This is a genomic window from Brucella sp. RRSP16 (assembly GCF_052246815.1).
GTDB lineage: Bacteria > Pseudomonadota > Alphaproteobacteria > Rhizobiales > Rhizobiaceae > Brucella > Brucella intermedia.
The window spans coordinates 240094-264292 of the sequence record NZ_JBQQAM010000007.1 but is presented as its reverse complement, the minus strand read 5'-3'; the positions used below and the strand labels follow the sequence as shown (position 1 = coordinate 264292).

Below are 24199 nucleotides of genomic sequence, written 5' to 3'. Positions count from 1 at the left end.
GTGAAGGTTAAACGCCGAGCTCGTTCAGTCGTTGAACGGCGGTCGGCGGCATCGGGGGAGGATTTGGATCGCGGCTGGCGGCGAGCAGAAATTCGTCGCAGGCCGTTTCCGTCGTTTCGATCAACCTCTTGAGGAATTCCTCTTTCGGCAGGCCCGGCGGAATGGGTGGCAGGATACGGGCCCGAACGGTTCCGGGATAACGCAGGAACTTGCGGCGTGGCCAGTAGAGGCCCGCATTGTGCGCGATCGGAACAACCGGAATATTGAGCGCCTCATAGAGATGAACGATGCCGTATTTGTATTGCGGCGGAGCGCCCGGCGCCCGGCGCGTTCCCTCGGGATAAATGAGGATTTGGCGGCCGTCCGCAATCGCCTTTTCCGCCCCCTTGGTGATGGAGTGTAGCGCCTTGACGCGGGAGCCCCGGTCAACCGGAATCATCTGCATCTTGGCGATATACCAGCCGAAAAGCGGAATACGCATCAGTTCCCGCTTCAGGATCAGCACCGGATCGTCGAGATAGGGTAGGAAAGCATAAGTATCCCAGGCAGATTGATGCTTCGGCGCGCAGATATAGGCGCCTTCGGGAATGTTCTCCAATCCCTCGACGACACAGTCCGTACCGACGATATGCTTTTGAAGCCAGAGATTGACCCGTGCCCACAGCTTCGGCACGATCCAGGCCTTCTTGCGGGGCAACAGGAAATAAAAGGGCGTATAGACGATCATCTGAACAAGTGTGCAGATATAAAACGCCGCATTGAACAGGATTGAGCGCAGGTAGAGAAGCATCAGTCGGCGGAGACCCTGGCTAAAGCATTTTCGTTTCCGGGTTCCGGCAAACGATCACGCGCGAATTCTGGACTTTCTTCAGAAAGTGACGGCACCGATATATCAGGAAGATCGGCCATTTCCATCAGGAAATCGTATTCCGTGGGCGAGATCAGTTTGCCGCCGTCGCGCTTTGCTGGGGCTGCGTTCCAAACAACTCGCTTGCACCCACACGCACTACGGCGCCCAGATACTTCACATATTCGATGAACAGCACGCGCAACGTGTCGCCTTCGGCAACCCAGCTGTGTTCGCGACGTTCCCCGTTCACCACCGGATAGGGAATGAATTCCACATCCTTCATGAGATAGGACATCTCCAGCGTGCTGCGCGGAATATGATAATTATTGGTGACCAGGATCACCCGGCGATAATTGTTTGTGCGAATCCAGCGTTCACTTTCCGCGGCATTGCCGATGGTGTTGAGCGCCGACCGGTCGAGATCGACGCAGCAGTCGAACAGGCTCTGGTCGGCATGTGTCGCGCGCTGCAGCACCTTTTCGTTGGTCGATGGATGAACGCCGCTGATCAGAAGCCGCTTTCCGCGCTTGTCTTTCAGAAGATTGACCGCAGCCTGAATTCTGGACTGGCCACCGGTCAAAACGATGATCGCATCGGCAGGCTCATCAATGGCCGGAGGCTGCATGCTGGTGACCTTTTCACCGAACGCGACGAAGCCGACGAGAAACGCCAGAAGAATGACAAACAGAACGATGGAAACCGGCTGAAAACGTCTGAACATGCGCATCATGACAGACCATAGGAAATTGCCGGACGCAAGTGCAAAGGATTGGAGGGAAACGTCGTTCCGGCGGCGGCGCCAGACCACATTGCCTGTAGAGAGCCTGTTTGCTGTCTGCCTCTGTGCCACTGCATCGTCACTCGACCGGTGCCCGCCCGATAGCGCTTGCGGGATTCGCGTACCATCTCTCCTTCCATCATAGCCAGCATTGCGGCGAGAAGTCGGAGAAGCGGATGAAAATCTCGTCCTGAAAGCGCCCGTGGCGGAAAAGGTCTTCATTCGGAGCGCACTCCCGGACCGTCCATGGTTGCAAGCTGGCGGATCACCGTCAGGCGACTGGTCAGCATGGTCAGGAAACTGACCAGAATGATGATGACGGCAGCACCGATATAGCCGCTGCGCCCGATAGCGAAATTGCCGAACATGGCAGCCGCCTGGTCGCCTTCAGGCGTTGCCATATGGCTCGACGCCCACCAGGAAAAGACCAGAAATACCAGCATCGCGGCTGCACCGCCGCACAGCGCACCCTTCAAGGCAGTGCGGAAGAAATGCCATTCGAACTCGCGCGCCACGAATTTCGATTCCGCACCGATGAAATGCAGCACTTCGATAATGTGGCCGTTGCCCGACATTGCGCCGCGCGTGGCGAAGATCACGGTCAGTACCGTCGCCGCGATCACGAGCGAGAGAACACCGGTCCCGACGAACACCGTCGTATGCGCCATGGAGACAAGCCTGTCGACCCAGGTGCGATGGTCGTCGAAGGTTGCAGCCGGAATGGCGCGCGTGATTTCAGCGCGCATGGTTTCAAAGTCAGGCGGTGCATTTTCATCGATGGTAACGACGACAAGGCGCGGCACAGGCAGTTCATCGATGTTGAGACCACTGCCGAGCCATGGTTCGAGCAGCCGTGCAGTCGCATCCTTATCGATAATGCTCGCGCCTTTGACGCCAGCAAAACCGCGTGCGATCTCGCTCGCCTGGGTCAGCGCCTTTTCCATGTCCTGGCCATCGACAGGCCGTATCTGGATCGTAGCTTCGCGTGCGATCTGGCTCTGCCAGGCTGCAGCCGAAGCGCGAACGAGCGTCACACCGCCCATCGTCAGACATGCCAGAAAGGTCATGATGGCGATCACAATGACAAGCGCGGTGCCCGTAACGCTGCCATCGGGAACGATGGGACTTGGCCCCTGACGCTTCCGGCGCTTGCCGATACGCACAAGCAGCATGTCCTTGAGGTCTTCCAAACGGACCCGGACATCATCCAGCTTGCGTTGCAAGGCGTTCTTTGCATCAATCATAGATGTCAAGCCGCCCATGTTCGAGGATCATGCGCCGCGCATCGACCTGATCCATCAGGGAAAGATCGTGGGTCGCTATAATGACAGCGGTACCCGAACGGTTCAGTTCGGTAAAAAGGCGCAGAAGACGCTTTGCAAGCGGCGGATCGACATTGCCGGTCGGTTCGTCCGCGAGAAGCAGTTCCGGCTGGTCGATCAGGGCCCGGGCAATTGCGGCACGCTGCTTCTCGCCGCCTGAAAGGACCGGCGGAAGTACATTCATGCGATCGCCCAGCCCAACCCAGTGCAGAAGCTCTTCCACCTCATGTCGGTAGGTCGCCTCTTCCTTCCCGCGCACGCGCAACGGAAGCGCCACATTCTCATAGGTCGTCATGTGGTCGAGCAGGCGAAAATCCTGAAACACGATACCGATGCGGCGGCGCAAAAGCGGAACTTCCGCATGATTGAGCCGCGCAACATCCTTGCCGAAAATATTGATAAGGCCGCGCGTCGGCTTCAGCGCCATGAAGAGAAGGCGCATGAGCGATGTTTTTCCCGCCCCGGAAGGGCCGGTCAGGAACTGGAATGAACGCGGCGGAATATGGAAACTGACATCGCGCAGGATTTCAGGACCCATTCCATATCGCAGGCCGACATTCTCGAAACGTATCACCGGGCTGTTTCTCTTCAATTGTCCGCGCGCTGAAGGATGCACGGATGACATCGATATCGGATCGACCTTTATCCTCTATGGTTAATGTTGCGTTAATTCAGCCCGAACGAGCCTTAAAAAATGCGTGACCGTTGCATCGGCCATGAAGCATTAACCATTATGAGCCAGTGTATAACACCGGTCGAAGGGGCGAAAACGCAAAGGAAGATGTCGTCATGATGGCGAAACGACCATCAACAGCGCAGATGTCGCGTACGCCTTCGCGTGAAAGCCATCCCGCGGCGTGGTTTGCCGCCGGTCGCGGTCCCGTCGAGGATGCCGAATTCGAAACCATCGTCCCGGTTTCGCCTCGCCGAAAATTCCCCTTCCCCGTCATCGCACAAAAGCCGCCCGCTTCGCGGCAGTTCCTGTCGGAAACCCGTCCGGCCAGCGAATGGCCGGGGTTCGGATATTGGGTTCTCGTCGCTCTCTGCGCGACAACCGCTTTCTGGATTGCAGGCGGATATACGCTGCTTGCCGACAAGCCCGCTTCCGGCGGACAATCGATGCTGCCGCTGGTTTCGGCACTTCAGCTGACCGATCTCAAAACCAATATGCGTGAGAACAGCGATATTCTCAGCGTTGGGGGCCGCATCCAGAACACCACATCGGAAGAACGCCCTGCTCCCCCGCTGATCGTCATGATTACCTATAGCGACGGCAGCAAACGCGAACGCCGTATGGCTTCGGGAGAAACGATGCTGAAACCGGGCGAATCTATCGATTTCGAGACGATGCTGCCAGCCCTGCGTGGCACCATCGAAAAAGTCGACGTTCGGCTGGCGGACCGGGCTTAGCAGGCGCGGCCCATACAACCCCGATCTGACTTGTTTGCTACTGCCAGCAGCCGAGATTGCGGCCCTTGAGATTGTGCGAGTCGATCTCGACCACAAGGCGCGGATCTTCACGCAGGAGGGCCAATGTCGTGCGCTGTTTGAGATCGATCTTCTGCCAGCCTGCACATTCAGTCGGCATGGGGGTACTGTCGATTTTCACTTTTTCCGTCCATGCCGTCGCCGTGCAGCCGGACAGGGCCGCAACGATCGGAACGACTTTGGCCGCCCCTGAAACGAGCCTTTGCGCTTTCGTCCCACGATGAGTGTTCAAGGCTGACAACTCCAATCTGCCCCGCGAAACCACCCGCCAAGCGCTTCTGCGCTGGAGAGCGTCGCCCGTTCGACCTCCGTGCTTATAACGTGCCGCACCCCCGTTCCGCAATATAGCCGGACGGGTTTGACGGCTTTAAAAAAGTCCGGTCGAGCACGGTTGAATGTCCGGGGAAACCCGGTTTAGAACAGATATAAAAGCAAATTCGAATATAAGAAGAATAGCCCTCCTGTTTACTGGAACGACAGGACAAATCCACAGAAAACAAACGCTGAAATTCAAGTTAAACATTATTGTTGAAAGAAAAAGGGGATTATATGCTTCTTGCTAAATGATTCGCATGCAGCAGTTTCACTACACCAACCCTGGGGATTTCCATGCTGAACAAATTATCGGCTGAATTTTTCGGCACATTCTGGCTCGTTTTCGGAGGCTGCGGCAGCGCAGTCCTCGCTGCGGCCTTTCCTGAACTGGGCATTGGCTTTCTTGGCGTTGCCTTCGCCTTCGGTCTGACGGTGCTTACCATGGCCTATGCCGTTGGCGGCATTTCCGGCGGCCATTTCAATCCCGCCGTCTCGTTGGGACTCATGGTGGCGGGCCGTCTCCCGGCCAAAGACCTTATCCCTTACTGGGTTGCGCAGGTTCTGGGCGCCATCGCGGCTGCGGCCGTACTCTTCCTGATCGCTTCCGGCAAGGACGGCTTCACCGCCGGAGGATTTGCTTCGAACGGTTATGCCGAGCTTTCGCCCGGCGGCTACAGCATGATGGCGGCGCTACTTATCGAAATCGTCCTGACTGCCTTCTTCCTCATCATCATTCTGGGTTCCACCTCGTCGCTGGCACCGGCTGGCTTTGCTCCGATTGCCATCGGTCTGGGCTTGACCCTGATCCACCTGATTTCGATCCCGGTCACCAATACGTCCGTCAACCCGGCTCGTTCGACGGGTGTAGCTCTGTTTGCCGAAACGGCAGCACTCGGTCAGCTTTGGCTGTTCTGGGTTGCACCGCTGATCGGCGCTGCCATTGGCGCGATCATCTGGAAGGGCCTGCTCGGCAAGGATTGATCCGAAACGACAACCCTCAACAACAAGGAAAGGCCGGTTCAAACCGGCCTTTTCTGCTTTCAGGCCGCACCGCAATTTTCCGGTTCCTGCCTTACAAAATAGTTCACAAAAGTGGTTCCGATCATGGGAAGGATGCTGTAAGTAACGTCTATCTTCTTGTTGTCCCGCATTGTCCAACACAAGATCGCTTCGCACTTTTGCTGGAAATGCTTCAGATATTATGAGCAATGTCCCCCACAACCGACGCTTCTTCTGCTGATCGTTACGCAGCGTTCCGGCACTCTGCCTTCAAAAAATATTGGGGCGCCCGTTTCCTGAGCGCTTTTGCAGTCCAGATCGTAAGTGTGTCTGTGGGTTGGCAGATCTATGATCTGACCCGCGACGCCTTCAATCTGGGCATGGTCGGGCTGGTGCAGTTTCTGCCGTCGCTGCTGCTCGTTCTGGTGACCGGCGCCGCCGCCGACCGTTTTGGCAGACGCTTCATCATGGGTCTTTCGCTCATCCTGGAAAGCGTCGTGACGGCATTGCTGCTCGGTCTGACACTCGCAGGTCTGTTTGAGCCCCTTACCGTCTTTGCGGCACTTACACTTTTTGGCGTGGCGCGTGCGTTTCTCGGACCATCCTCAGCTTCGCTCGTGGTCAACCTCGTGCCGACGGAGGATTTCGCCAACGCCGTTTCGTGGAACTCATCCGCATGGCAGGTGGCTACCATTGTCGGTCCGGTCGCAGGCGGCCTGCTCTACGGCATTTCGCCGGTGGCGGCCTACTCGGTCGCAACTGTCTTTCTGCTCATCGGTTCGGTTCTGATCTTCTCCATCCCCAAGCCGAAGCAGCACACGCTCGCCGAACAACGGTCGCTGACGAGCATGCTGGCCGGGTTCCGCTACATCTGGAAGGAAAAGATAGTCCTCGGCGCGATTTCCCTTGACCTCTTCGCCGTTCTCCTCGGCGGGACAGTGGCACTGCTGCCGATTTATGCGCGCGATATCCTCGATCTGGGGCCATGGGGGCTTGGATTGCTGCGCTCCGCTCCCGGTATTGGCGCTGTTCTGACCGCCATCTGGCTGGCCGGACACCCGATCCGCGATCATGCCGGCCGGGTGATGTTCGTCTTTGTCGGCCTCTTCGGCTTCTTCAATATTATTTTCGGCGTTTCTACCCTGACATGGCTGTCGGTCGTTGCCCTTGCGCTCGCGGGCGCTGCTGACATGATCAGCGTCTATATCCGGGAAACGCTGATGCAGTTATGGACGCCAGATCATGTGCGTGGCCGCGTCAATGCGGTCAATATGGTCTTTGTCGGCGCGTCGAACGAACTGGGTGAATTCCGCGCTGGTCTGATGGCCGCGGCCATCGGCGCCGTTCCCGCCGTTGTCATCGGCGGACTGGGATCGATCGCCGTTGCCATCGCCTGGGCTGCAATGTTCCCGCAACTGCGTAAGGCCCGGCACCTGCAAGGCCGGACCTGATCATTTGAAATACCGGGAGTTTCAGGAGGCGGAGGTGCTCCGGTTCGCCTTGTCCATGCGATCCTCTATGGCATTCCGGTCATCTTGCCGGATGCCGACCAGTTCGGCCACCCGCCACATCACGTCTGCCTCGACTTCGCTCACCTTGCCGTCGGCATAAACCATTTCCCACATCAGGCCGATCAGGTCGAGACGAGCCTGATAGTCGAGCTGCCGCTTGAGGACAGACGTGAAATCCGACAGATCAATTGCTTCCTGATCGGCTTTTTCGGCTGCACGGATCAGCCGCTTGAGACTGTCGCCCTTCAGACCATATTTCAGCGACAACATTGAAGAGAGCTTCTTGCGCTCGCTTTCTCGCGTTTCACCGTCAGCATCCATGATGTGATAAAGCAGGGCGGCGGCGGCCAGTCGCGGGTCGTCATTGGAAAATTTTTCATTCCGGTCACGAAAACCGCTGGCCGGAAGTTCTTTTAGAAAATCCAGAAGACGATCGAACATTCAACCTCGCTGCCACATTCAGAGCGTGCCGACCGTATCGGCGGCGTTGGCATAATTCATCAGCAAGACTGAAGGTAACGGGCTGGATACGCCGCGCAAGGCGCTAAACGGCCTATACAACCGTTTAGCGTCCAAGAGTTGCGCTGCGTTGTTTTTCGGCAACGATTAGAGGGGCAGAATCAGAATAGCCGCAATCCGCTCTGCGCCTTTTGAGCAGTTTGGCCTTCATCGACGCCCGGGTCATCCACCACGATATGCGCGTGATGCTGCCCATCCTCTGAATCAGTTGCGCCGGTAACATCCACAGGCACAGGTGGCTTCATCTCGCCGAGCTTGGGTGCAGGAGGCACTGGGGGCGCTTTGACCGGCTCGGCTGCTGGCACGATAACCACAGCCTCCTCGACATCGCGAACGACCGGTGTGTTTTCGGCATGCACCGCGGCTGCCGTGACGTCGGTTTTTTCCCCCGGCTCTGCCAGAACGATCTGATTGACCGGTTTGTTTTCCACCGGTCCCTTGATTTCGGGTTTCTCCGCCTCGATAACCGGGGCCAGTTCCACCACAGGAACCTTCCACTCGAAACTGTTCAGCCGTCCGGTAACAGGTGATACCGGCGACCATTGTTCGGAAACATAGCCATCGGCAGTCCAGGCCGGATCGCGCGGTGCCTTGATGGCGCGCGCCAGCCATTCACGAACCTTGCCCTGATCGCCGGTTTCAGCTTCTTCGATGTCAGCAAGCAGCAGATAGGCGCTTTCGCGCGGCGAAGCGCGCAGAACCTGCTCTGCATTTTCGCGGGCAAGACGATAATCACCCGCCTCGTAAGCCGCACGCGCCAGGGCAAGACTGCCCTCGGCATTGTTGGAGCGCAACGATACGAGATGCTTGGCACGCTTCAGGCGATCCTGTGCCGTATCACCGGATCGGGCATAGACATAGGTTGAGGCAATGTCAGGATGCGGAAACCGTTTCCATGCCGCTTCCAGAATTTTAGAGCCTTTCCGGATATCACCATCGGAAAATAGCGCACGCGCAGCAACCACGGCGGCGGGAACCAGATCGGGTGCGAGCTTGTTCGCCTCCAGCGCAAGCGTCCGCGCCTGCGCATGGTCGACATCAACGACCGCCATTGCCTTGGCAGTCAAAAGCGCGGCGCGCTCCTTCTTCACCACATCCTTGCTATGGCTGAGCGCCTGCTTGCGTGCATCGACAAGCTTCAGTGCAGCGTCCCAGTCGCCCTCGGCACAAAGCTGACCCATCACGGCCGACGAAGCCCATTCGAGTTGCGGGGCCTGGGCGGCGGCTTCGGCGGCATAATGCCGGGCGGCATCGCGAGCGCCCACGCGCTGGGCTTCGATATAAAGTCCACGCAAGCCGAGCAGCCGGGTCTCGGGATCGTCCACCATCGCCTCGAAACCCTTGCGGGCATCTTCCGTGCGCCCTTCGAGCATGGCCGTCTGTGCTTCCAGAAGCTTTATCAGCGGCTCCTGATCGGAACTCAACAACTGGCCTGCCTGCTTCGTCATGCGGCGCGCGGCTTCCGCATCGCCGGCGCCGGCTGCGATCAGTCCGGTCGAAAGCGATTGATAGCCCCGGTCACGCTTGCGCGCCCGAAAATGACGGCGCAGCGTGTAAGGGGACTGTATGATGCTCTTGACCAGCCACCACAGGATGAGGATGGCCGCAACGATGGCAACGATCCCCGCAACGGCGGTAATCAGCGGCACATTGTAGTGGTTGCCCGCGAAAGTGACATCGAGTTCGCCCGGACGGTCCGCAAGCCAGGCAAAGCCGAAGCCAAGGGCAGCAACGATGACGAGATAGAACAGGACCCGCAGCATTGGCTCGTCTCCTATTGGCCGGAAGAGGCCGGAGCCCCGCCGGTTTCATCTGCGGACGCCTTGGGTTTCAAGCTGTCGGCAACAAGTCGCTGCACAAGCGCATCGGCATCACGCCGCGCCCGCATCTGATCGGCAAATTCCTGCGAAGTCGCCTTGGCATCGGCAGGCAACTGTTCCCACTCGGTGAGCGCGCGCTCCAGATCCCCAGCCTGAAGGGCAGCTTCCATTCGGGCAGTAATCGGGCCGACGCCGGTGCCGCTGACATTGCCAGCAACAGGGCGCACGCTGACCAATCCTCTGGCGCTGACGACAAGCTGATCCCAAATCCCGGCGTCTGGAGGCAGCTTGTTCTCTGTTGCAACAATCCGGTTTGCGACGGCACCGAACCACGCGTTCAGGTCTGCAACAGTCGGGACGCCCTTGTCGGCGTGGGCACGCAACTGTTCGAGGGAGGCTTCATCCGGTGCAATCGACGCATAGGTGTCGAGTTCCGCCTTGAACGAACCGCCGCGATCGATCGCCATTTTCAACGCGTTGGCTGCTATCAGCACCGTAGCATCCGGTTGTCGGGAAGCCTGAGTGACCTTTTCCTGCAAGGAAGTCAGTTTCGATTCGAGCGATGAAATCGTGCCGGTATTTCCCGTAACTCCGGCTGTCGCCTCATCGGCCCTGTTTTGCGCTGCTGAAAGCTTGGTTTCCAGCGCGTCGAGTCGCTCGGCCAAAGCAGTAGTATCAGTTGCGGCTTGCTGGCCAGTTTCTTTCGGCAAGGCCGCTATCTGCTGCTGGAGATCGGCAAAGGAACCTGCAACCGCCTCCGCCTTGATTTCGGCTGCCTGCACGTTCTTTTCCAGAGCTGCAAGCTGCGCGCGGCTTGCATCGTCAAGTGGCGCCGGTTCCGGATTGCTCCGCAGATCGGCGATCTGCTGTTCCATATGCGCCAGCTGTTCCGCCGTCACTTTCGCCCCCGGAGAGGGGATAACATTGCCCCATTGCAGGGCCAGCAGACCGCCAAGCCCGATCACGCCGCCTGCAATACCGGCAAGGAGGTGTGAGGCCCCCGCGCCGTTCTTTTGTGCAGGCTGCTGGGGTTCTGGTTTCACACCCGACATAAAGGGCGGTTTCGCATATGCCACACTCTCAGGCTTTTCCGTCTTCACGGTCTTTTCGGCGGTTGACGATTCCGCCTTGGGTGGGACGGGCTTTACAGCTTCCGGCTTCGGGCTCTCGGATTTTGAAAAATTTCCCACCGGCTCCGCGTCTGGCGTTGCCTTCGCTGGTTCGTCAACCCGCTTCACATCCGAGGGATCGAGATTGATCGTCACGGGATTACGGGCCGATTTGGAATGTCGCGGAGTGCCGGGTTTCGCCATGGATCCTCTCGAAAGTGCCGATTGGTTGACTCAAACTCTAGCAGATAAAATCGCCAGATGAAGGAAGGTTGCGCCAAAATGAGTCAAAGTTTGGCAAACAGCCGGAAAAGTCCTTCTTCATCGGGATGGTCCGCAACAAGCGCATTTGCCCGCCAGACCGGCGGCAATCGGCCAGCTACACGGGCCGAAATGCACAGGAATCGTGTTTTCTCGTCAAAAGGCGGTTCGATTTCGCGCATCGCAGCCACGAGGCTCGTCGCTGCAACACCGGAATAGAGCATGACTGCGGCAAAAGGCGTGTCGCCCAGCGCATTTCGAAGTGCCACGCTCGTATAAGCGATCGCCTCGGTGTCGTAGACATCGACGGCATGCATATCAAGTTTCGCAGCCTTCATTTCGTCTTCAAAAACCGGCTGGCGCACCCTTCCGGCGAGATAAAGGATACGGGCCTGTTCGGGAAGTTCGCGCTGCATGGTCGCCGCAAGCCGAACCGCATCGCCGCCGCCGTCGATAACGTGGCCGAAACCGGCCTTCCGTGCGGCCTGTGCCGTTCCCTGCCCCACGGCAAAGAGCGGCAAGCCAAGAAACGGCTTCAGCCGTTCCATATCCAGATGGCGAAAGGCATTGGCGCTCGTCACTGTCAAAGCCGCAAATGAGCCTTCGGGGAAAGCGAAGGAAAGCGCAATGGTCCGGCTCAGCGGAAGCAGAACCGGTTCATAGCCCCCAGACACCAGTCTTGCGGCGGTCTCAGAGCCAGCTGGCTGTGGCCGCGTCACCAGAACACGGCCGAGCGAAATGGCGTGCGCCCGCCCCGTCAAGTCTACTCCCAGCCTTCAAAGAATTGCGGACCCGCCTTGGCGCGTATCCGCTCTGCGGCTTCCCTACCCAGTGCGGCGGCATTCGATACCAGACCCTCAGCCCTTATCTCATGCGCCTCAGACCCGTCCGGCTTCAGGATCATGCCGTGGAATGAAACCCTATCGCCGTCCACGGTTGCAAGACCCGCTATCGGCGTGCGGCAGGACCCGTCAAGGGCAGCCAGAAACGCCCGTTCACAGGCAAGGGCTATGCCTGTTTCGCGATGTGCGAGAGGCGCCAGCAGCGCATCGATGCGTGTATCCCCGATACGGGTCTCGATCCCGATGGCGCCCTGTCCCGGTGCGGGCGGAAAGCTTTCCGGATCGACCAGATCGGTAATGACGTCACCAAGGCCCAGACGCCGCAACCCAGCGCAGGCAAGAAACGTCCCGTCGACTTCGCCGGCTTCCAGCTTGCGCAGACGGGTATCGACATTGCCGCGAAAGATCACCACTTGTATGTCGGGTCGAAGGCGACGGATCAGGGCCTGACGACGCAATGATGACGATCCGACCGTCGCACCTTGCGGCAGGTCGAGAAGCCGAGAGGCCGTGCGGCCGATAAAGGCATCGCGCGGATCTTCGCGCTCGAGGAAAACGGAAAGATGAAGACCATCCGGCAGGACCGTCGGCATATCCTTGGTCGAATGGACGGCGAGATCGATTCGCCCGTCCGTCAGCGCCTGCTCGATTTCTTCGGTGAAAAGCCCCTTGCCGCCGATTTCGGAAAGCGCGCGATCCTGAATGCGGTCGCCCGCCGTCGACATGGGAACGATTTCTATGGCTTCTTCCGGAAGACCATGTGCCTCCATCAGGCGGCGACGCGTCTCGTAAGCCTGGGCGAGAGCAAGCTTGCTGCCCCGCGTGCCTATCTTCAACGTGCCATTCTTCAAGGATGCTGTTTGCATATTGCGTCGTCCATGGTACCGGATTTTTCAATGAATTATGAGACAGGCAGGGTCTAACCGCAAATGCGCATTCTTGGAATAGAAACAAGTTGCGACGAAACAGCCGCCGCAATCGTCGAACGCGGCGATCGGGGCGAAGGACGGATTCTGTCCAACGTGGTTTTGAGCCAGATCGCCGAGCACGAGCCCTATGGCGGCGTGGTGCCGGAGATTGCCGCCCGCGCTCACGTGGAAGCGCTGGACAGGCTGGTGGAACGGGCGTTGGACGATGCTGGCATGAAGCTTGCCGATGTCCATGCAGTGGCAGCCACGGCAGGACCGGGACTGATCGGCGGGCTGATCGTCGGACTGATGACTGCCAAGGCGCTGGCCATGGCTGCGCAGAAGCCGTTTTATGCCGTCAACCATCTGGAAGGCCACGCCCTGACGGCGCGTCTCACCGATGGCCTGGCTTTTCCCTATCTGCTGCTGCTCGTTTCCGGCGGTCACACGCAGATGGTTCTGGTACGCGGCATTGGCGATTACGAACGCCTTGGCACCACGATTGATGACGCACTCGGCGAAGCCTTCGACAAGACGGCAAAGCTTCTGGGCCTACCCTATCCCGGCGGCCCGGCAGTTGAACGCATGGCGCTTCAGGGCGATCCGAAGCGATTCGTACTGCCACGACCGTTGAAAGGTGAAGCACGGCTCGATTTTTCCTTCTCCGGCCTCAAGACTGCCGTGCGTCAGACGGCGACAGAGCTGGTGCCGTTGTCGGATCAGGACGTGGCCGATATTTGCGCTTCTTTTCAGGCTGCGGTTGCCGACACGCTGTCCGACCGGGTGGGCCGATCGCTGGAACGTTTCAGAAATGAATTTCCCGATTGTGAAACACCGGCGCTCGTGGTCGCTGGCGGGGTTGCAGCCAACAAGACGTTGCGAGCCGCGCTGGAAAGTCTTTGTGCCCGGCACGGTTTCAGCTTCGTCGCGCCGCCGCTCGATCTGTGCACCGACAATGCCGCAATGATCGCCTGGGCTGGTGCCGAGCGGGCCGCAACCGAAGCGCCCGATAGGCTTGATCTCGCGCCGCGCTCACGCTGGCCGCTTGATGAGAAATCAGCTCCGCTGATCGGCACCGGACGACGCGGAGCGAAGGCATGAGCGGGCGGGGCATGAGCGGTCAGAGCATAAGCGGAAAAACCAGCAAGATAGCCATTCTGGGCGGCGGCGCCTGGGGCACGGCCCTTGCGGCCATGACAAGCACCAGCGGCCACGACACATGGCTTTATGCCCGCGACGACGAGACGGTCGAGGCCATCAACCGGACCCAGCGCAATCCGCGCTATCTGGGCGAAATCGCGCTTCCCATCGCTATTCAAGCAAGCACGGATGTTACCGCGGTCATAGATGGTGCGGATGCCGTTCTGGCAGTCATTCCTGCCCAGGCCATGCGCACCGGGCTTTCGCAATTGAGCAGCCTCATTCCGCAAACAGCGCCCGTCGTGCTTTGCGCCAAGGGGATAGAACGCGCCACCGGGCGGCTGATGTCGGAAGTGGTGGCCGAGGTTCTCCCGGACCACCGGATTGCCGCACTCTCCGGTCCAAGCTTTGCGACGGATGTTGCCCGAGGGCTTCCAACCGCCGTGACGGTTGCCTGCGAGGATGCGGCGATTGCCGATCAGCTTGCAGCGCTTCTATCCGGCCCGGCTTTCCGTTGCTATTCGACGACCGACCTTAAAGGCGTCGAAATCGGCGGTGCCTTGAAAAATGTCCTTGCCATTGCCGCCGGTGCCGCCGTCGGGCGCGGGTTTGGCGCAAGCGCGCAGGCCGCACTCGTCACGCGGGGTTTCGCGGAACTGCGTCGCATCGGACAGGCCATGGGGGCTAAGCCTGAAACGATCATGGGCCTTTCCGGCCTTGGCGATCTGATGCTGACCTGTTCCTCGTCGCAGTCGCGCAACTATTCCTACGGACTGGCACTTGGCCGCGGAGAAGACCTCACCAATCGCCCGCTCGCCGAAGGCGTGGCCACCGCGCCGATTGCCGCCGAATTATGCCGCAAACACGCTATCTCCGCCCCCATAATCGATGCGACGGGCGCACTGCTGGACGGGACCATCACCATTGACGAAGCCGTGACGGCTCTGCTCAACCGACCACTCAAGACCGAGGACTAGACAACTAGAGCATTTCCTTTTTTGATTGAATCATTGGAAATGCTCTATCTATTTGTTTTATCGCATGTCTTTGACCCGAAACCGGTTCCCGCTTTCGGGAGACATGCCCTAGGGCGCATCCCGAAAAGTGTGAAACGGTTTTCGGACAAGACCATGCTCGAACGGAAAGGATGATTGACAATGCTTTTTGCTCTTCTGTGCAACGACAAACCGGACCATCTGCAAGTGCGCCTCGATACGCGCCCGGCGCATCTCGATTATCTCAAGGCTCTTGGTGACGGGCTGAAGTTCGCAGGCCCCTTCCTCGGGGAAGACGGCAAGCCGAACGGCAGTCTGGTCGTTGTGGAAGCTGTCGACAAGGCCGCAGCGGAAAAGATCGCCGCCAATGATCCCTATGCATTGGCAGGCCTGTTCGAGAACGTGACCGTGCGTCCGTGGAACTGGGCGATCAACAATCCGGCCAACGCTTGAGGCTTATGACTGATGGCTTACTGGCTGTTCAAATCCGAACCCTTCAAATGGTCATGGGATATGCAGAAGGCCCGTGGCGAAAAAGGCGAGCAATGGGATGGTGTGCGCAATTATCTGGCGCGCAACAACATGCGCGCCATGAAACTGGGCGACAAGGGCTTCTTCTATCATTCCAATGAAGGGCTGGAAGTCGTCGGCATCGTTGAGGTCTGTGCGCTGGCGCATCACGACAGCACAACGGACGATCCGCGCTGGGAATGCGTGGATATCAGGGCTGTCCGCGACATGCCGAAGCCGGTAACGCTGAAAGATGTGAAGGCCAATCCAAAGCTTGAGAAAATGGCGCTCGTCACCTCGATGCGCCTTTCGGTGCAACCGGTGACGGAAGATGAATGGATTGAAGTCTGCCGCATGGGCGGACTGGACCGAGAGGATGCTCTGGCATGAGCGTCTCATCTTCCAACCGGAACCCGCTTTGGAAAAGTATGTTCTGATGCTCGATCCGGCACATAGAACCGCGCGCGATTTCATTCTGGCCAATACCAGTCTGCAAGCGCCGCCGCATGTGCCGGAAATTCGCCTGCACCTGGCCGACGAAGCCCACGACCTCTGGCACAAGACGGAGGAAGAGCTTGCCACAATCGGCCTGCCGCCGCCCTTCTGGGCTTTCGCCTGGGCCGGCGGTCAGGGTGTGGCGCGCTATATCCTCGATCATCCCGAAACAGTCAAAGGCAAGACCATTCTCGATTTCGCATCGGGTTCCGGCCTTGTCGCCATCGCTGCCATGCAGGCGGGCGCTGCAAGCGTGCTGGCATCCGATATCGATCCCTTCGCGCTTCCCGCCATTGAGATCAATGCGTCGGCCAATGGCGTGACGGTTTCTCCCACTCTGGATGACCTTATCGGACAGGACGGCGGCTGGGATGTGGTTCTGGCAGGCGATGTCTTTTATGAAAAGCCGCTCGCCGAGCGGCTTATTCCCTGGTTTTCGAAGCTTAGCCAACGCGGCACCCGCATCATCGTGGGTGATCCGGGCCGCGCCTATCTGCCCAAGGAAAAGCTGCAACAGCTTGCCGTCTATACCGTGCCTGTCACCCGCGCCCTTGAAGATGCGGAGGTCAAGCGCACGACCGTCTGGAGCTTTGGTTAAGCAAAACGCTTCGCGCCCGCCACGCAGACCACCACCACAGCAGCCGTGGCCACCATCCCCATGCTGACGGGTTCGCCCGCGATACCGGCAGCCAGCATAAGCCCAAAGAAGGGCTGGAGAAGCTGCAACTGGCCGACACTGGCGGCTCCGCCCTGCGCGAGACCGCGATACCAGAAGAAAAAGCCGATCAGCATCGAGAACAGCGAGACATAGCCGAGGCTTATCCAGGCTGGCGTGCCGATGCCGACCCATGTCTCCGGACGTGTCATGACGCTCAGCGGCAGCATGACCGGCAGCGAGAACACCAGCGCCCAGCAAATCACCTGCCAGCCGCCCAGCCTGCGCGAAAGCTGCGCGCCTTCCGCATAGCCCAGACCGCAGACGATAACGGCAGCGAGCATCAGCACATCACCCAGAAGGGTAGACTGGCTCCCCTGCCCATAGGCATAGGACGCGACGATGAGGCTCCCGACCACGGAAAACAGCCAGAACATCGGACGCGGACGCTCCCCTCCGCGCAGGACAGCGAAGATTGCGGTGGCGAGCGGCAGCAATCCGATAAAGACAATCGCATGGGCGGATGTCATGTGCTGGAGTGCCAGTCCCGTGAGAAGCGGAAAGCCGACAACCACGCCAAGGGCCACCACGATCAGCGAAATCACATCGTTGCGGCGGGGAAAAGGTTCCCGAAAGGCCAGCAGAAGCGACAGTCCCAGCGCACCGGCAATGGATGCGCGCGCCATTGTCAGGAAGGTAGGATCGATATCGATAACGGCCAGTCGCGTTGCCGGCAGCGACCCGGAGAAAATCAATACACCCAGAAACCCGTTGATCCATCCCGCAGTTTTACTCCCAACATTTTTACGCATTGTGTCTTTTCGGCTTTCTCTAAAATCGTATAAGGATTCGCAAGACAATGCCGTGAAACTGCCGGATTAATCAGGGACAGTTTCCGGACAATTCTGACAAACTGTACTGGTACAAGGGATAGTACAGATGATTTCGACGGGCCTGCTGCGCAGCCTCGAAGCTGTAGAAGCCGCTTATGCAAGCGGCGAAATCGAGCGTGGCAAGGAAGACGCCGCCGTCGACAAAATGCCGCTCGTCGAAAGGGTGATGGGCATTATTCGCGGACGCATTACCGCGATGAGCCTCGCACCCGGCGCCCGGCTGCCTTCCATCCGTCGCCTCGCCGAAACCATGAACGTGTCGAAATCCACCGTCGTCGAAGCTTATGATCGGCTGGTGGCGGAAGGGATCATCCAGTCGCGGCGCGGTGCCGGATTCTATGTTTCGGAGCGCGCGCGCCAGCCGTTTTCCCTCGCCGCCCATACACCGCACAAGGAACGCCAGATCGATCCGTTCTGGGTCATGCGCCAATCGCTGGAGGCAAACGAAGCCACCCTGAAGCCGGGATGTGGCTGGTTGCCCGATGCGTGGCTCCCGCAGGACGCGATCCGGCGCGCGATGCGCATGGTCGCCCGGGATGAAACAAGCAATCTCGCGACCTACGGCGAACCGCTGGGCTTCCGGCCCATGCGCCAGCATCTGGCCCACCGGCTCGGCGAACAGGGGATCGACGTTTCGAGTGGAGAAATATTGCTGGCCGATTCCGGCACGCAGGCGCTCGATCTCATCTGCCGCTACCTTCTGCAGCCAGGAGATACGGTTCTCGTCGATGATCCCTGTTATTTCAACTTCCAGGCCGCGCTCCTGACGCACCGCGTCAAGATCGTCGGCGTCCCCTATACCCCTACCGGTCCCGACCTCGAAGCCTTTGCGAGCGCTGCGAACGAACACGCGCCGAAACTCTATATATCCAATGCAGGGCTGCATAATCCAACCGGCGGCTCGATGACACCGGCCACGGCGCACCGGCTGCTGAAGCTCGCCGAAGCGCACGGCATCACGCTGATTGAAGACAATATCTTCGGCGACTTTCATCCTTCTCCTGCGCCGCTGCTTGCCGAACTCGACGGGTTCGATCGCGTCCTGCATATCGGCAGCTTCTCCAAGACGCTGTCGGCGGCTGCCCGCGTCGGCTATATCGCCGGGCGTCGCGACTGGATCGACGGGCTCACCGACCTGAAGCTTGCGACAAGCTTCGGCGGCAATGCATTGTCACCGCAGATCGTGCATGCACTTCTGACCGACGGCACTTATCGCCGCCATGTCGACAGCCTGCGTGCCAAGCTGGCCGATACCATGACGCTGACAGCCAGCCGCCTGAAAGCCGAGGGCCTCACGCTTTGGACCGAACCACAGGGCGGCATGTTCCTATGGGCAAAATTGCCGGATGGGCTGGACTCCGGGCAGGTTGCCCGGCATGCTCTGGAAAAAGGTGTGCTTCTGGCACCGGGCGACGTCTTCAGTCCCTCGCGCACGGCAGGCGCCTTCCTGCGCTTCAACGTCGCGCAGTCGCTGGAACCATACGTCTTTGCGGTGCTCCGCGAGGCAATGCGGGACACCCGCAGCAAAGCCGACAGCTGAAAACCCTCGGCATTAGCGCTCTCGCATCGAAAACAATTTCAACCAAAAGAAGCACAGTCATCCGGACGGCTCCGGTTATACTCCTGCGACATGTCTTTGGAGGAGACATCGCGCATTGCATCGTCGATCTGGCGTCGAATGACAGGATGCCATGACGATCCAGCGCAGGGAGAACGGAGAGAGCAGGCTGGCGATGCGTTCGCGCCTGCTGGGAGGGAGTATCATTGAATACGCACCAGTCCGGGGCGGATACGCTTTCGCGTCCCGAAGATGAAAAACTATCTGTCACGGCCAATCTGGCTTACGGTTTCCAGCATGTGCTGACCATGTATGGAGGCATCGTGGCGGTTCCGCTGATCATCGGACAGGCGGCAGGCCTCAGCCCGGCCGAAATCGGTCTGCTGATCACTGCGTCGCTTTTTGCCGGCGGCGTTGCAACCGTCCTGCAAACCATCGGCATCCCCTTCTTCGGCTGCCAGCTGCCTCTGGTTCAGGGGGTCTCCTTTTCGGGCGTCGCAACGATGGTCGCCATCGTCACTTCGAGCCAGACCGGCGAGGCAGGCTTGCAGGTCGTGCTGGGTGCCGTCATCGCGGCAGCGGTGATCGGCCTTATCATCACGCCGATATTCTCGCGGATAACGCGTTTCTTTCCGCCGCTCGTCACCGGCATCGTCATCACCACCATCGGCCTGACGCTGATGCCGGTAGCAGCACGGTGGGCCATGGGCGGCGACAGCAACAGTCCCGAATTCGGCAGCATGGCCAATATCGGCCTTGCAGGCCTCACGCTGGTTATCGTTCTCATTCTCAGCAAGATGGGCAATGCCACGATTTCCCGGCTTTCGATCCTGCTCGCCATGGTCATCGGAACCTTTATCGCCTGGGCGCTCGGCATGACGGACTTTTCCCGGGTGGGTGAAGGCTCGATGATGGCGCTGCCTGAAATCTTTCATTTCGGCATGCCGGTATTCAGCCTTGCGGCAACACTCTCGATGTTCATCGTGATCATGGTCACGCTCGTCGAGACTTCTGCGGACATTCTAGCCGTCGGTGAAATCATCGGCACGAAAGTGGATTCGCGGCGTCTGGCCAACGGCCTGCGTGCGGATATGCTGTCCAGCATCCTGTCACCTGTTGTAGGCTCGTTTACCCAAAGCGCTTTTGCTCAGAATGTCGGCCTTGTCGCGGTGACGGGTGTGAAAAGCCGCTATGTCGTGGCAACCGGCGGGCTGATTCTCATCACACTCGGTCTCTTGCCGGTAATGGGCCGGGTGATTGCCTGTGTTCCTCCGGCTGTTTTGGGCGGAGCGGGCATCGTCCTGTTCGGCACGGTGGCTGCAAGCGGCATCCGCACGCTTGCCAAGGTGGACTACGAGAACAATATCAATCTCATCATCGTGGCAACCTCCATCGGGTTCGGCATGATCCCGATTGCCGCGCCGCAGTTCTATCACCACTTCCCGACCTGGTTTGAAACCATTTTCCATTCCGGCATCAGCTCGGCGGCGTTGATGGCTATCGCGCTTAACCTGATGTTCAATGAGATCAAGCTCGGCAACAGCAACCAGATGTCGGTCTTTGCGGAAGGTACGGAACGCATCATCCGCCATCACAACATCGCAGAGCTGCATGACGGGGATTATTTCCTGAACGGCAAGCTTTACGATGCCAATGGCAACGAGGTCAAAGTCGCCGCCATACACTGAAACAACTATCTCAGGACGCGGATCACGGTCCGGTCCGTCAGGTGAGGCAGGAGGCGCGCCATGTCGGCGCGCCTCAATGCTATGCAGCCTTCTGTGGGTGTATAGCCGGGGCGCGCCAGATGAAAGAAGATCGCGCTGCCGCATCCGCGGCGGCGCGGCGCGATGTTCCAATCCATGACGATGCAGACATCGTAGAGATCGTCGCGTCGCCACATATCCTCATGACTAGCGGCATAAGGCAGCCGGACAGGCCGGTTGTAATTGGCATCCGACGGCGCATCGCACCAGCCGTCGAGACGGCGGACGCGACCGAGCGGCAACCGTGAGGAGGGCAGCAAACCCTTGTCGCCGCGACGGTATCCATAGAGCAGCCGCATCGTCGCCAGAGGTGTCGCGCCATCACCTTCGCGCTTGAAAGCGCTGATTCCCCCCTTGCCAAGAGCACATTCCAGCACCAGATTGCCCGCAACAAGCAAGCCGCGAGTCTTGTGGCCCGGTTTGGCCCGCACATCAATGACGCCAATTCCCCGGCTGATTTCGTATCTGGCCAAGCCCCCGCCTCCGTGACATGCATGTTTTAAAACCGTTGGCGGCGAGAGCAAAAACCTCTTTCGCGTTTCGCCGCTTCAACTTGTCTGCATTAAATGTCATAAAACACCAAGAGCCATTTAAATCAAAGAGTAACGAGGACAGGCATGACAGGCCGTACGATACTGATTGTGGACGATGACGAAGATCTCCGTTCCATCCTCGTCGAACAGCTGGAGCTGTGCGAAGAATTCCAGATTCTGCAGGAAGATAATGCCACCAAGGGCATTCAGACTGCGCGAAACGGCATTGTAGACCTCCTGATCATGGATGTCGGCCTGCCGGATATGGACGGACGGGAAGCCGTAAAGCTGCTGCGCAAAGGCGGCTTCAAGGCGCCGATCATCATGCTCACCGGTCACGATACGGAATCGGATACGATTCTCGGCCTCGAATCGGGTGCCAACGATTACGTCACCAAGCCGTTCAAATTCGCAGTGCTTCTGGCCCGCGTGCGTGCACAGCTGCGCCAGCACGAACAGAGCGAGGATGCCACCTTCATCGTCGGCCCCTATACGTTCAAGCCCGGCCAGAAGCTGCTGATCGACGAAAAGGGCAGCAAGATTCGCCTTACCGAAAAGGAAGCGGCGATCATCAAGTACCTCTACCGCGCCGGAGACAAGGTTATCGGCCGCGATGTCCTGCTGGAAGAAGTGTGGGGCTACAATTCGGGCGTCACCACGCACACGCTGGAAACCCATGTCTATCGTCTGCGCCAGAAAATAGAAAAAGACCCGTCCAATGCGGCGCTTCTGGTCACAGAAAGCGGGGGATACAAGCTTGTCCCATGATGGACAGCGCCCGATGCAGGTGTATTGACGATCCATGGCGCTTGATGACGATATTCGCATTCTCGGCACGGTGGGCCTGTTCGAGTCTTTCACGGCCGAACAGCTGCGGTTGCTTGCCTTCGGTGCCGAACGCCTTGTTCTCAGAGCCGGTCGCGAGCTTTTCCGTGAAGGGCAAAGCGCCGACTGCGCCTATATCGTCGTATCGGGCAGCATTACCCTGTTTCACGAACAAAACGAGGGGCGGGTTGCCATCCGCCCCGTCGGCCCCGGCGCCATGATCGGAGAAATGGCCCTCATCGCCCAGACCTCGCGTCTTACCGGCGCGGTCGCCGAAGCCGAAACAGAAGTCATCCGCATCAGCCGCGCAATCTTTCGGCGTATTCTGGAAGAATATCCGGAAGCGGCAGCCGCGCTTCATTCCCACATCAGCCGCAACCTGCTGGAATTGATCGGCCAAATCGAAAAGGTCGCGCCGCGGCTCAACGACGATTGACCTTTTTCACAGCTCAATCACCCTTTTCGTGCCGATGGCGTCCAGGAAAGCCTGATCGTGACTCACGACGATGAGCGCCCCTTCATATGCATTGAGCGCGGTTTCAAGCGCTTCTATGGAATCGAGGTCGAGATGATTGGTCGGCTCATCGAGGATCAGGAGTTCGGGAAGCTCGGTTCCGCCCAGGACACAGGCAAGTGCCGCGCGTAACAGCTCACCGCCGCTGAGCCCCCCGGCAAATCGCGAAGCTCCCTCGCCACGGAAGGAAAACCGCGCCAGCGCCGCGCGCGCTTCATTGTCGTTGGATCCGGGATTGAGACGACGATAATTTTCATAAAGAGTCTGCCCGCGATCCAAGAGACTCATCTGCTGGTCGAACATCGCCGTTCGCGCGGGACGTAGGATGGTTCCTGCCACCGGCTGAAGCTCTCCCGTCATCAGCCGCAGCAGACTGGTCTTGCCCGCGCCGTTCGGTCCCGAAACGACCACCCGCTCGGCGCCCACGATCTTCAACGACAGATTACGGATGACCGGGTGGTCGGCCCGTGGACCACCAGAGACATTCTGCATATCCAGCAACACACGACCGGAAGGTGGAACCGCGCCCGCCACATCGAAATGCATCGGCTTCACGCGCTCGACTTTTGCCTCAGCCTCCCGCAGCTGCTCGCTGGCACGGCTGGACTGACGTTCCGCCAGTGCAGCACCCCGGCCCTTCGACTGTTGCGCACGGTCTTCCCGTGCGTCGAGCAAAAGCTTGCTCATGCCCGCGTCAGCGCGCGACTTGTGACCGCGCGCGTCGCTGCGAGCCTGTCTTTCGGCTGCGGCCTGAGCCTTGCGTTCGACCTGCCTGACCTCGCGCCGCGCTGTAGCTAGATCGCGTGCCGCCGTCTCTCGCTCCTCTGCCCTCTTCCCCTGATAGAAATCCCAGTTGCCGCCGTAAAGCCGGAGCCCGTCGGGGGACAATTCCGCGATCATATCCAAAGACTGCAACAGCTCGCGATCGTGGCTGACCACGACGGCCGCGCCCCGCCAGGCGGTCAGCAAGTCGGCCACAGCCACGCGACCGGCGCGATCGAGATTATTGGTCGGCTCATCCAGGAGAATGAGATCGGGCTTATGAAAGATGAGGGCGGCGAGCGCCGCCCGCGTTTGCTGGCCTCCGCTCAAGGCTGAAAGTGGAGTGTCGGGAGCCATATCGGGCAGGCCAAGTCCCTGCAGCGCGTCCGTAAAGCGCTGCGGCAAGAGCCAGTCGGCCTCGTCCAGATCGCTTTCGCTGGCCACGCCCTGTTCGACGCGTGCCAGAATATCGAAACCGGTCCGTGCCTCGAAAAGATCCGCCAGCGTCTCGGCATCGCCACCGCCGATGTTCTGCCGCAGCATGCCGATGCTTCCGGTTGCGGTCACACTTCCATTTGTCGGAAGCAGCATCCCGCTCATGATGCGCAATAGCGTTGATTTACCGACGCCATTGCGTCCCACCAGACCGATGCGGCCTGCGGTTACACTGAAATTGACGGATTCGAAAAGAGTACGGCCATCAGCCGTGACGAAGGAAACATCCTGAAGTGTCAGAAGAGAGGACATAGCGAGCCATGGATTGGTTGAACACACTGGTCATTTGAAACAGTGCTGCATAATCCATTGCTCTTGGCTCCTTTTCTGAACTCG

25 protein-coding genes are annotated in these 24199 nt (G+C 59.1%); 12 read left to right on the top strand and 13 right to left on the bottom strand.

Annotated elements, in window-relative coordinates:
* Window positions 1–7: 7 nt before the first annotated feature.
* The 4 genes from ACS5UA_RS13490 to ftsE form a co-directional block, all read right to left on the bottom strand.
* Window positions 8–790, bottom strand: coding sequence for a lysophospholipid acyltransferase family protein (locus tag ACS5UA_RS13490; RefSeq protein ID WP_021587444.1), 783 nt, complete (start codon window positions 788–790; stop codon window positions 8–10).
* Window positions 791–941: 151 nt separating this feature from the next.
* Window positions 942–1850 carry a YdcF family protein gene (locus ACS5UA_RS13485; RefSeq protein WP_113474214.1) on the bottom strand — a complete coding sequence of 303 codons (909 nt, stop codon included), beginning with the start codon at window positions 1848–1850 and terminating at the stop codon, window positions 942–944.
* Window positions 1847–2872 carry a cell division protein FtsX gene (locus ACS5UA_RS13480; RefSeq protein WP_025092147.1) on the bottom strand — a complete coding sequence of 342 codons (1026 nt, stop codon included), beginning with the start codon at window positions 2870–2872 and terminating at the stop codon, window positions 1847–1849. Before ACS5UA_RS13480 ends, ACS5UA_RS13485 begins: the two co-directional genes overlap by 4 nt.
* The gene (ftsE, locus tag ACS5UA_RS13475; protein WP_025092146.1) at window positions 2865–3488 is read right to left on the bottom strand and encodes a cell division ATP-binding protein FtsE; all 624 of its coding nucleotides are present in this window, start codon (window positions 3486–3488) and stop codon (window positions 2865–2867) included. The genes ACS5UA_RS13480 and ftsE overlap by 8 nt, the downstream gene beginning before the upstream one ends.
* Window positions 3489–3739: 251 nt before the next feature.
* On the opposite strand from ftsE, the gene ACS5UA_RS13470 reads away from it, so the two are divergent.
* Window positions 3740–4360: a hypothetical protein gene (locus ACS5UA_RS13470; protein ID WP_253176189.1), complete on the top strand. Its 621-nt coding sequence runs from the start codon at window positions 3740–3742 to the stop codon at window positions 4358–4360.
* 37 nt (window positions 4361–4397) lie between these two features.
* Here the strand turns inward: ACS5UA_RS13470 and ACS5UA_RS13465 are convergent, their stop codons facing one another.
* Window positions 4398–4670, bottom strand: coding sequence for a hypothetical protein (locus ACS5UA_RS13465; RefSeq protein ID WP_253176188.1), 273 nt, complete (start codon window positions 4668–4670; stop codon window positions 4398–4400).
* 377 nt (window positions 4671–5047) lie between these two features.
* Between ACS5UA_RS13465 and aqpZ the strand changes: the two genes are divergently transcribed.
* Window positions 5048–5734, top strand: coding sequence for an aquaporin Z (aqpZ, locus tag ACS5UA_RS13460; RefSeq protein WP_021587451.1), 687 nt, complete (start codon window positions 5048–5050; stop codon window positions 5732–5734).
* Between the two features lie 227 nt (window positions 5735–5961).
* Window positions 5962–7203 carry an MFS transporter gene (locus tag ACS5UA_RS13455; protein WP_183515669.1) on the top strand — a complete coding sequence of 414 codons (1242 nt, stop codon included), beginning with the start codon at window positions 5962–5964 and terminating at the stop codon, window positions 7201–7203.
* 21 nt (window positions 7204–7224) lie between these two features.
* Here the strand turns inward: ACS5UA_RS13455 and ACS5UA_RS13450 are convergent, their stop codons facing one another.
* The 5 genes from ACS5UA_RS13450 to hemC all read right to left on the bottom strand — a co-directional run bounded on the left by ACS5UA_RS13450 (window position 7225) and on the right by hemC (window position 12680).
* Window positions 7225–7704, bottom strand: a complete 480-nt coding sequence (locus ACS5UA_RS13450; protein WP_063619745.1) for a tellurite resistance TerB family protein — start codon at window positions 7702–7704, stop codon at window positions 7225–7227.
* Window positions 7705–7883: 179 nt separating this feature from the next.
* Entirely contained in the window at window positions 7884–9545 is a 1662-nt protein-coding gene (locus ACS5UA_RS13445) for a heme biosynthesis protein HemY (RefSeq protein ID WP_253176186.1), read from the bottom strand.
* 11 nt (window positions 9546–9556) lie between these two features.
* A complete protein-coding gene (locus ACS5UA_RS13440) occupies window positions 9557–10915 on the bottom strand; it encodes a COG4223 family protein (protein ID WP_443101404.1) in 1359 nt (452 codons plus the stop codon).
* A gap of 83 nt (window positions 10916–10998) precedes the next feature.
* Window positions 10999–11733, bottom strand: coding sequence for a uroporphyrinogen-III synthase (locus ACS5UA_RS13435; RefSeq protein WP_063619748.1), 735 nt, complete (start codon window positions 11731–11733; stop codon window positions 10999–11001).
* 2 nt (window positions 11734–11735) lie between these two features.
* Window positions 11736–12680, bottom strand: a complete 945-nt coding sequence (gene hemC / locus ACS5UA_RS13430; RefSeq protein ID WP_443101403.1) for a hydroxymethylbilane synthase — start codon at window positions 12678–12680, stop codon at window positions 11736–11738.
* 63 nt (window positions 12681–12743) lie between these two features.
* Between hemC and tsaD the strand changes: the two genes are divergently transcribed.
* The 5 genes from tsaD to ACS5UA_RS13405 all read left to right on the top strand — a co-directional run bounded on the left by tsaD (window position 12744) and on the right by ACS5UA_RS13405 (window position 16460).
* The gene (gene tsaD, locus ACS5UA_RS13425; RefSeq protein WP_253176184.1) at window positions 12744–13823 is read left to right on the top strand and encodes a tRNA (adenosine(37)-N6)-threonylcarbamoyltransferase complex transferase subunit TsaD; all 1080 of its coding nucleotides are present in this window, start codon (window positions 12744–12746) and stop codon (window positions 13821–13823) included.
* Window positions 13820–14839, top strand: a complete 1020-nt coding sequence (locus tag ACS5UA_RS13420) for an NAD(P)H-dependent glycerol-3-phosphate dehydrogenase (protein ID WP_253176183.1) — start codon at window positions 13820–13822, stop codon at window positions 14837–14839. The genes tsaD and ACS5UA_RS13420 overlap by 4 nt, the downstream gene beginning before the upstream one ends.
* Before the next feature lie 180 nt (window positions 14840–15019).
* Entirely contained in the window at window positions 15020–15310 is a 291-nt protein-coding gene (locus ACS5UA_RS13415; RefSeq protein ID WP_088621834.1) for a YciI-like protein, read from the top strand.
* Window positions 15311–15322: 12 nt separating this feature from the next.
* On the top strand, window positions 15323–15757 hold the full coding sequence (locus ACS5UA_RS13410) for an EVE domain-containing protein (protein WP_006467953.1): 435 nt from the start codon (window positions 15323–15325) through the stop codon (window positions 15755–15757).
* Between the two features lie 46 nt (window positions 15758–15803).
* Window positions 15804–16460: a class I SAM-dependent methyltransferase gene (locus tag ACS5UA_RS13405; RefSeq protein ID WP_253176209.1), complete on the top strand. Its 657-nt coding sequence runs from the start codon at window positions 15804–15806 to the stop codon at window positions 16458–16460.
* On the opposite strand, the gene ACS5UA_RS13400 is transcribed toward ACS5UA_RS13405, so the two are convergent.
* A complete protein-coding gene (locus ACS5UA_RS13400; RefSeq protein WP_253176182.1) occupies window positions 16457–17329 on the bottom strand; it encodes a DMT family transporter in 873 nt (290 codons plus the stop codon). The genes ACS5UA_RS13405 and ACS5UA_RS13400 overlap by 4 nt on opposite strands.
* 127 nt (window positions 17330–17456) lie before the next feature.
* On the opposite strand from ACS5UA_RS13400, the gene ACS5UA_RS13395 reads away from it, so the two are divergent.
* Together ACS5UA_RS13395 and ACS5UA_RS13390 are read left to right on the top strand one after the other, a co-directional pair.
* Window positions 17457–18950 carry an aminotransferase-like domain-containing protein gene (locus ACS5UA_RS13395; RefSeq protein ID WP_253176181.1) on the top strand — a complete coding sequence of 498 codons (1494 nt, stop codon included), beginning with the start codon at window positions 17457–17459 and terminating at the stop codon, window positions 18948–18950.
* Window positions 18951–19174: 224 nt separating this feature from the next.
* Window positions 19175–20656: a nucleobase:cation symporter-2 family protein gene (locus tag ACS5UA_RS13390; RefSeq protein WP_006467957.1), complete on the top strand. Its 1482-nt coding sequence runs from the start codon at window positions 19175–19177 to the stop codon at window positions 20654–20656.
* Window positions 20657–20661: 5 nt separating this feature from the next.
* Here ACS5UA_RS13390 and ACS5UA_RS13385 read toward each other — a convergent pair whose 3' ends face one another.
* Complete coding sequence (locus tag ACS5UA_RS13385) at window positions 20662–21207, bottom strand: L,D-transpeptidase family protein (protein ID WP_021587466.1); 546 nt, start codon at window positions 21205–21207, stop codon at window positions 20662–20664.
* A 144-nt stretch (window positions 21208–21351) separates the two neighbouring features.
* On the opposite strand from ACS5UA_RS13385, the gene ACS5UA_RS13380 reads away from it, so the two are divergent.
* Together ACS5UA_RS13380 and ACS5UA_RS13375 are read left to right on the top strand one after the other, a co-directional pair.
* On the top strand, window positions 21352–22035 hold the full coding sequence (locus tag ACS5UA_RS13380) for a response regulator transcription factor (RefSeq protein ID WP_006467959.1): 684 nt from the start codon (window positions 21352–21354) through the stop codon (window positions 22033–22035).
* A gap of 34 nt (window positions 22036–22069) precedes the next feature.
* The gene (locus ACS5UA_RS13375; RefSeq protein WP_253176180.1) at window positions 22070–22528 is read left to right on the top strand and encodes a cyclic nucleotide-binding domain-containing protein; all 459 of its coding nucleotides are present in this window, start codon (window positions 22070–22072) and stop codon (window positions 22526–22528) included.
* 6 nt (window positions 22529–22534) lie between these two features.
* Here the strand turns inward: ACS5UA_RS13375 and ACS5UA_RS13370 are convergent, their stop codons facing one another.
* Entirely contained in the window at window positions 22535–24115 is a 1581-nt protein-coding gene (locus ACS5UA_RS13370) for an ABC-F family ATP-binding cassette domain-containing protein (protein ID WP_443101402.1), read from the bottom strand.
* Window positions 24116–24199 lie beyond the last annotated feature (84 nt).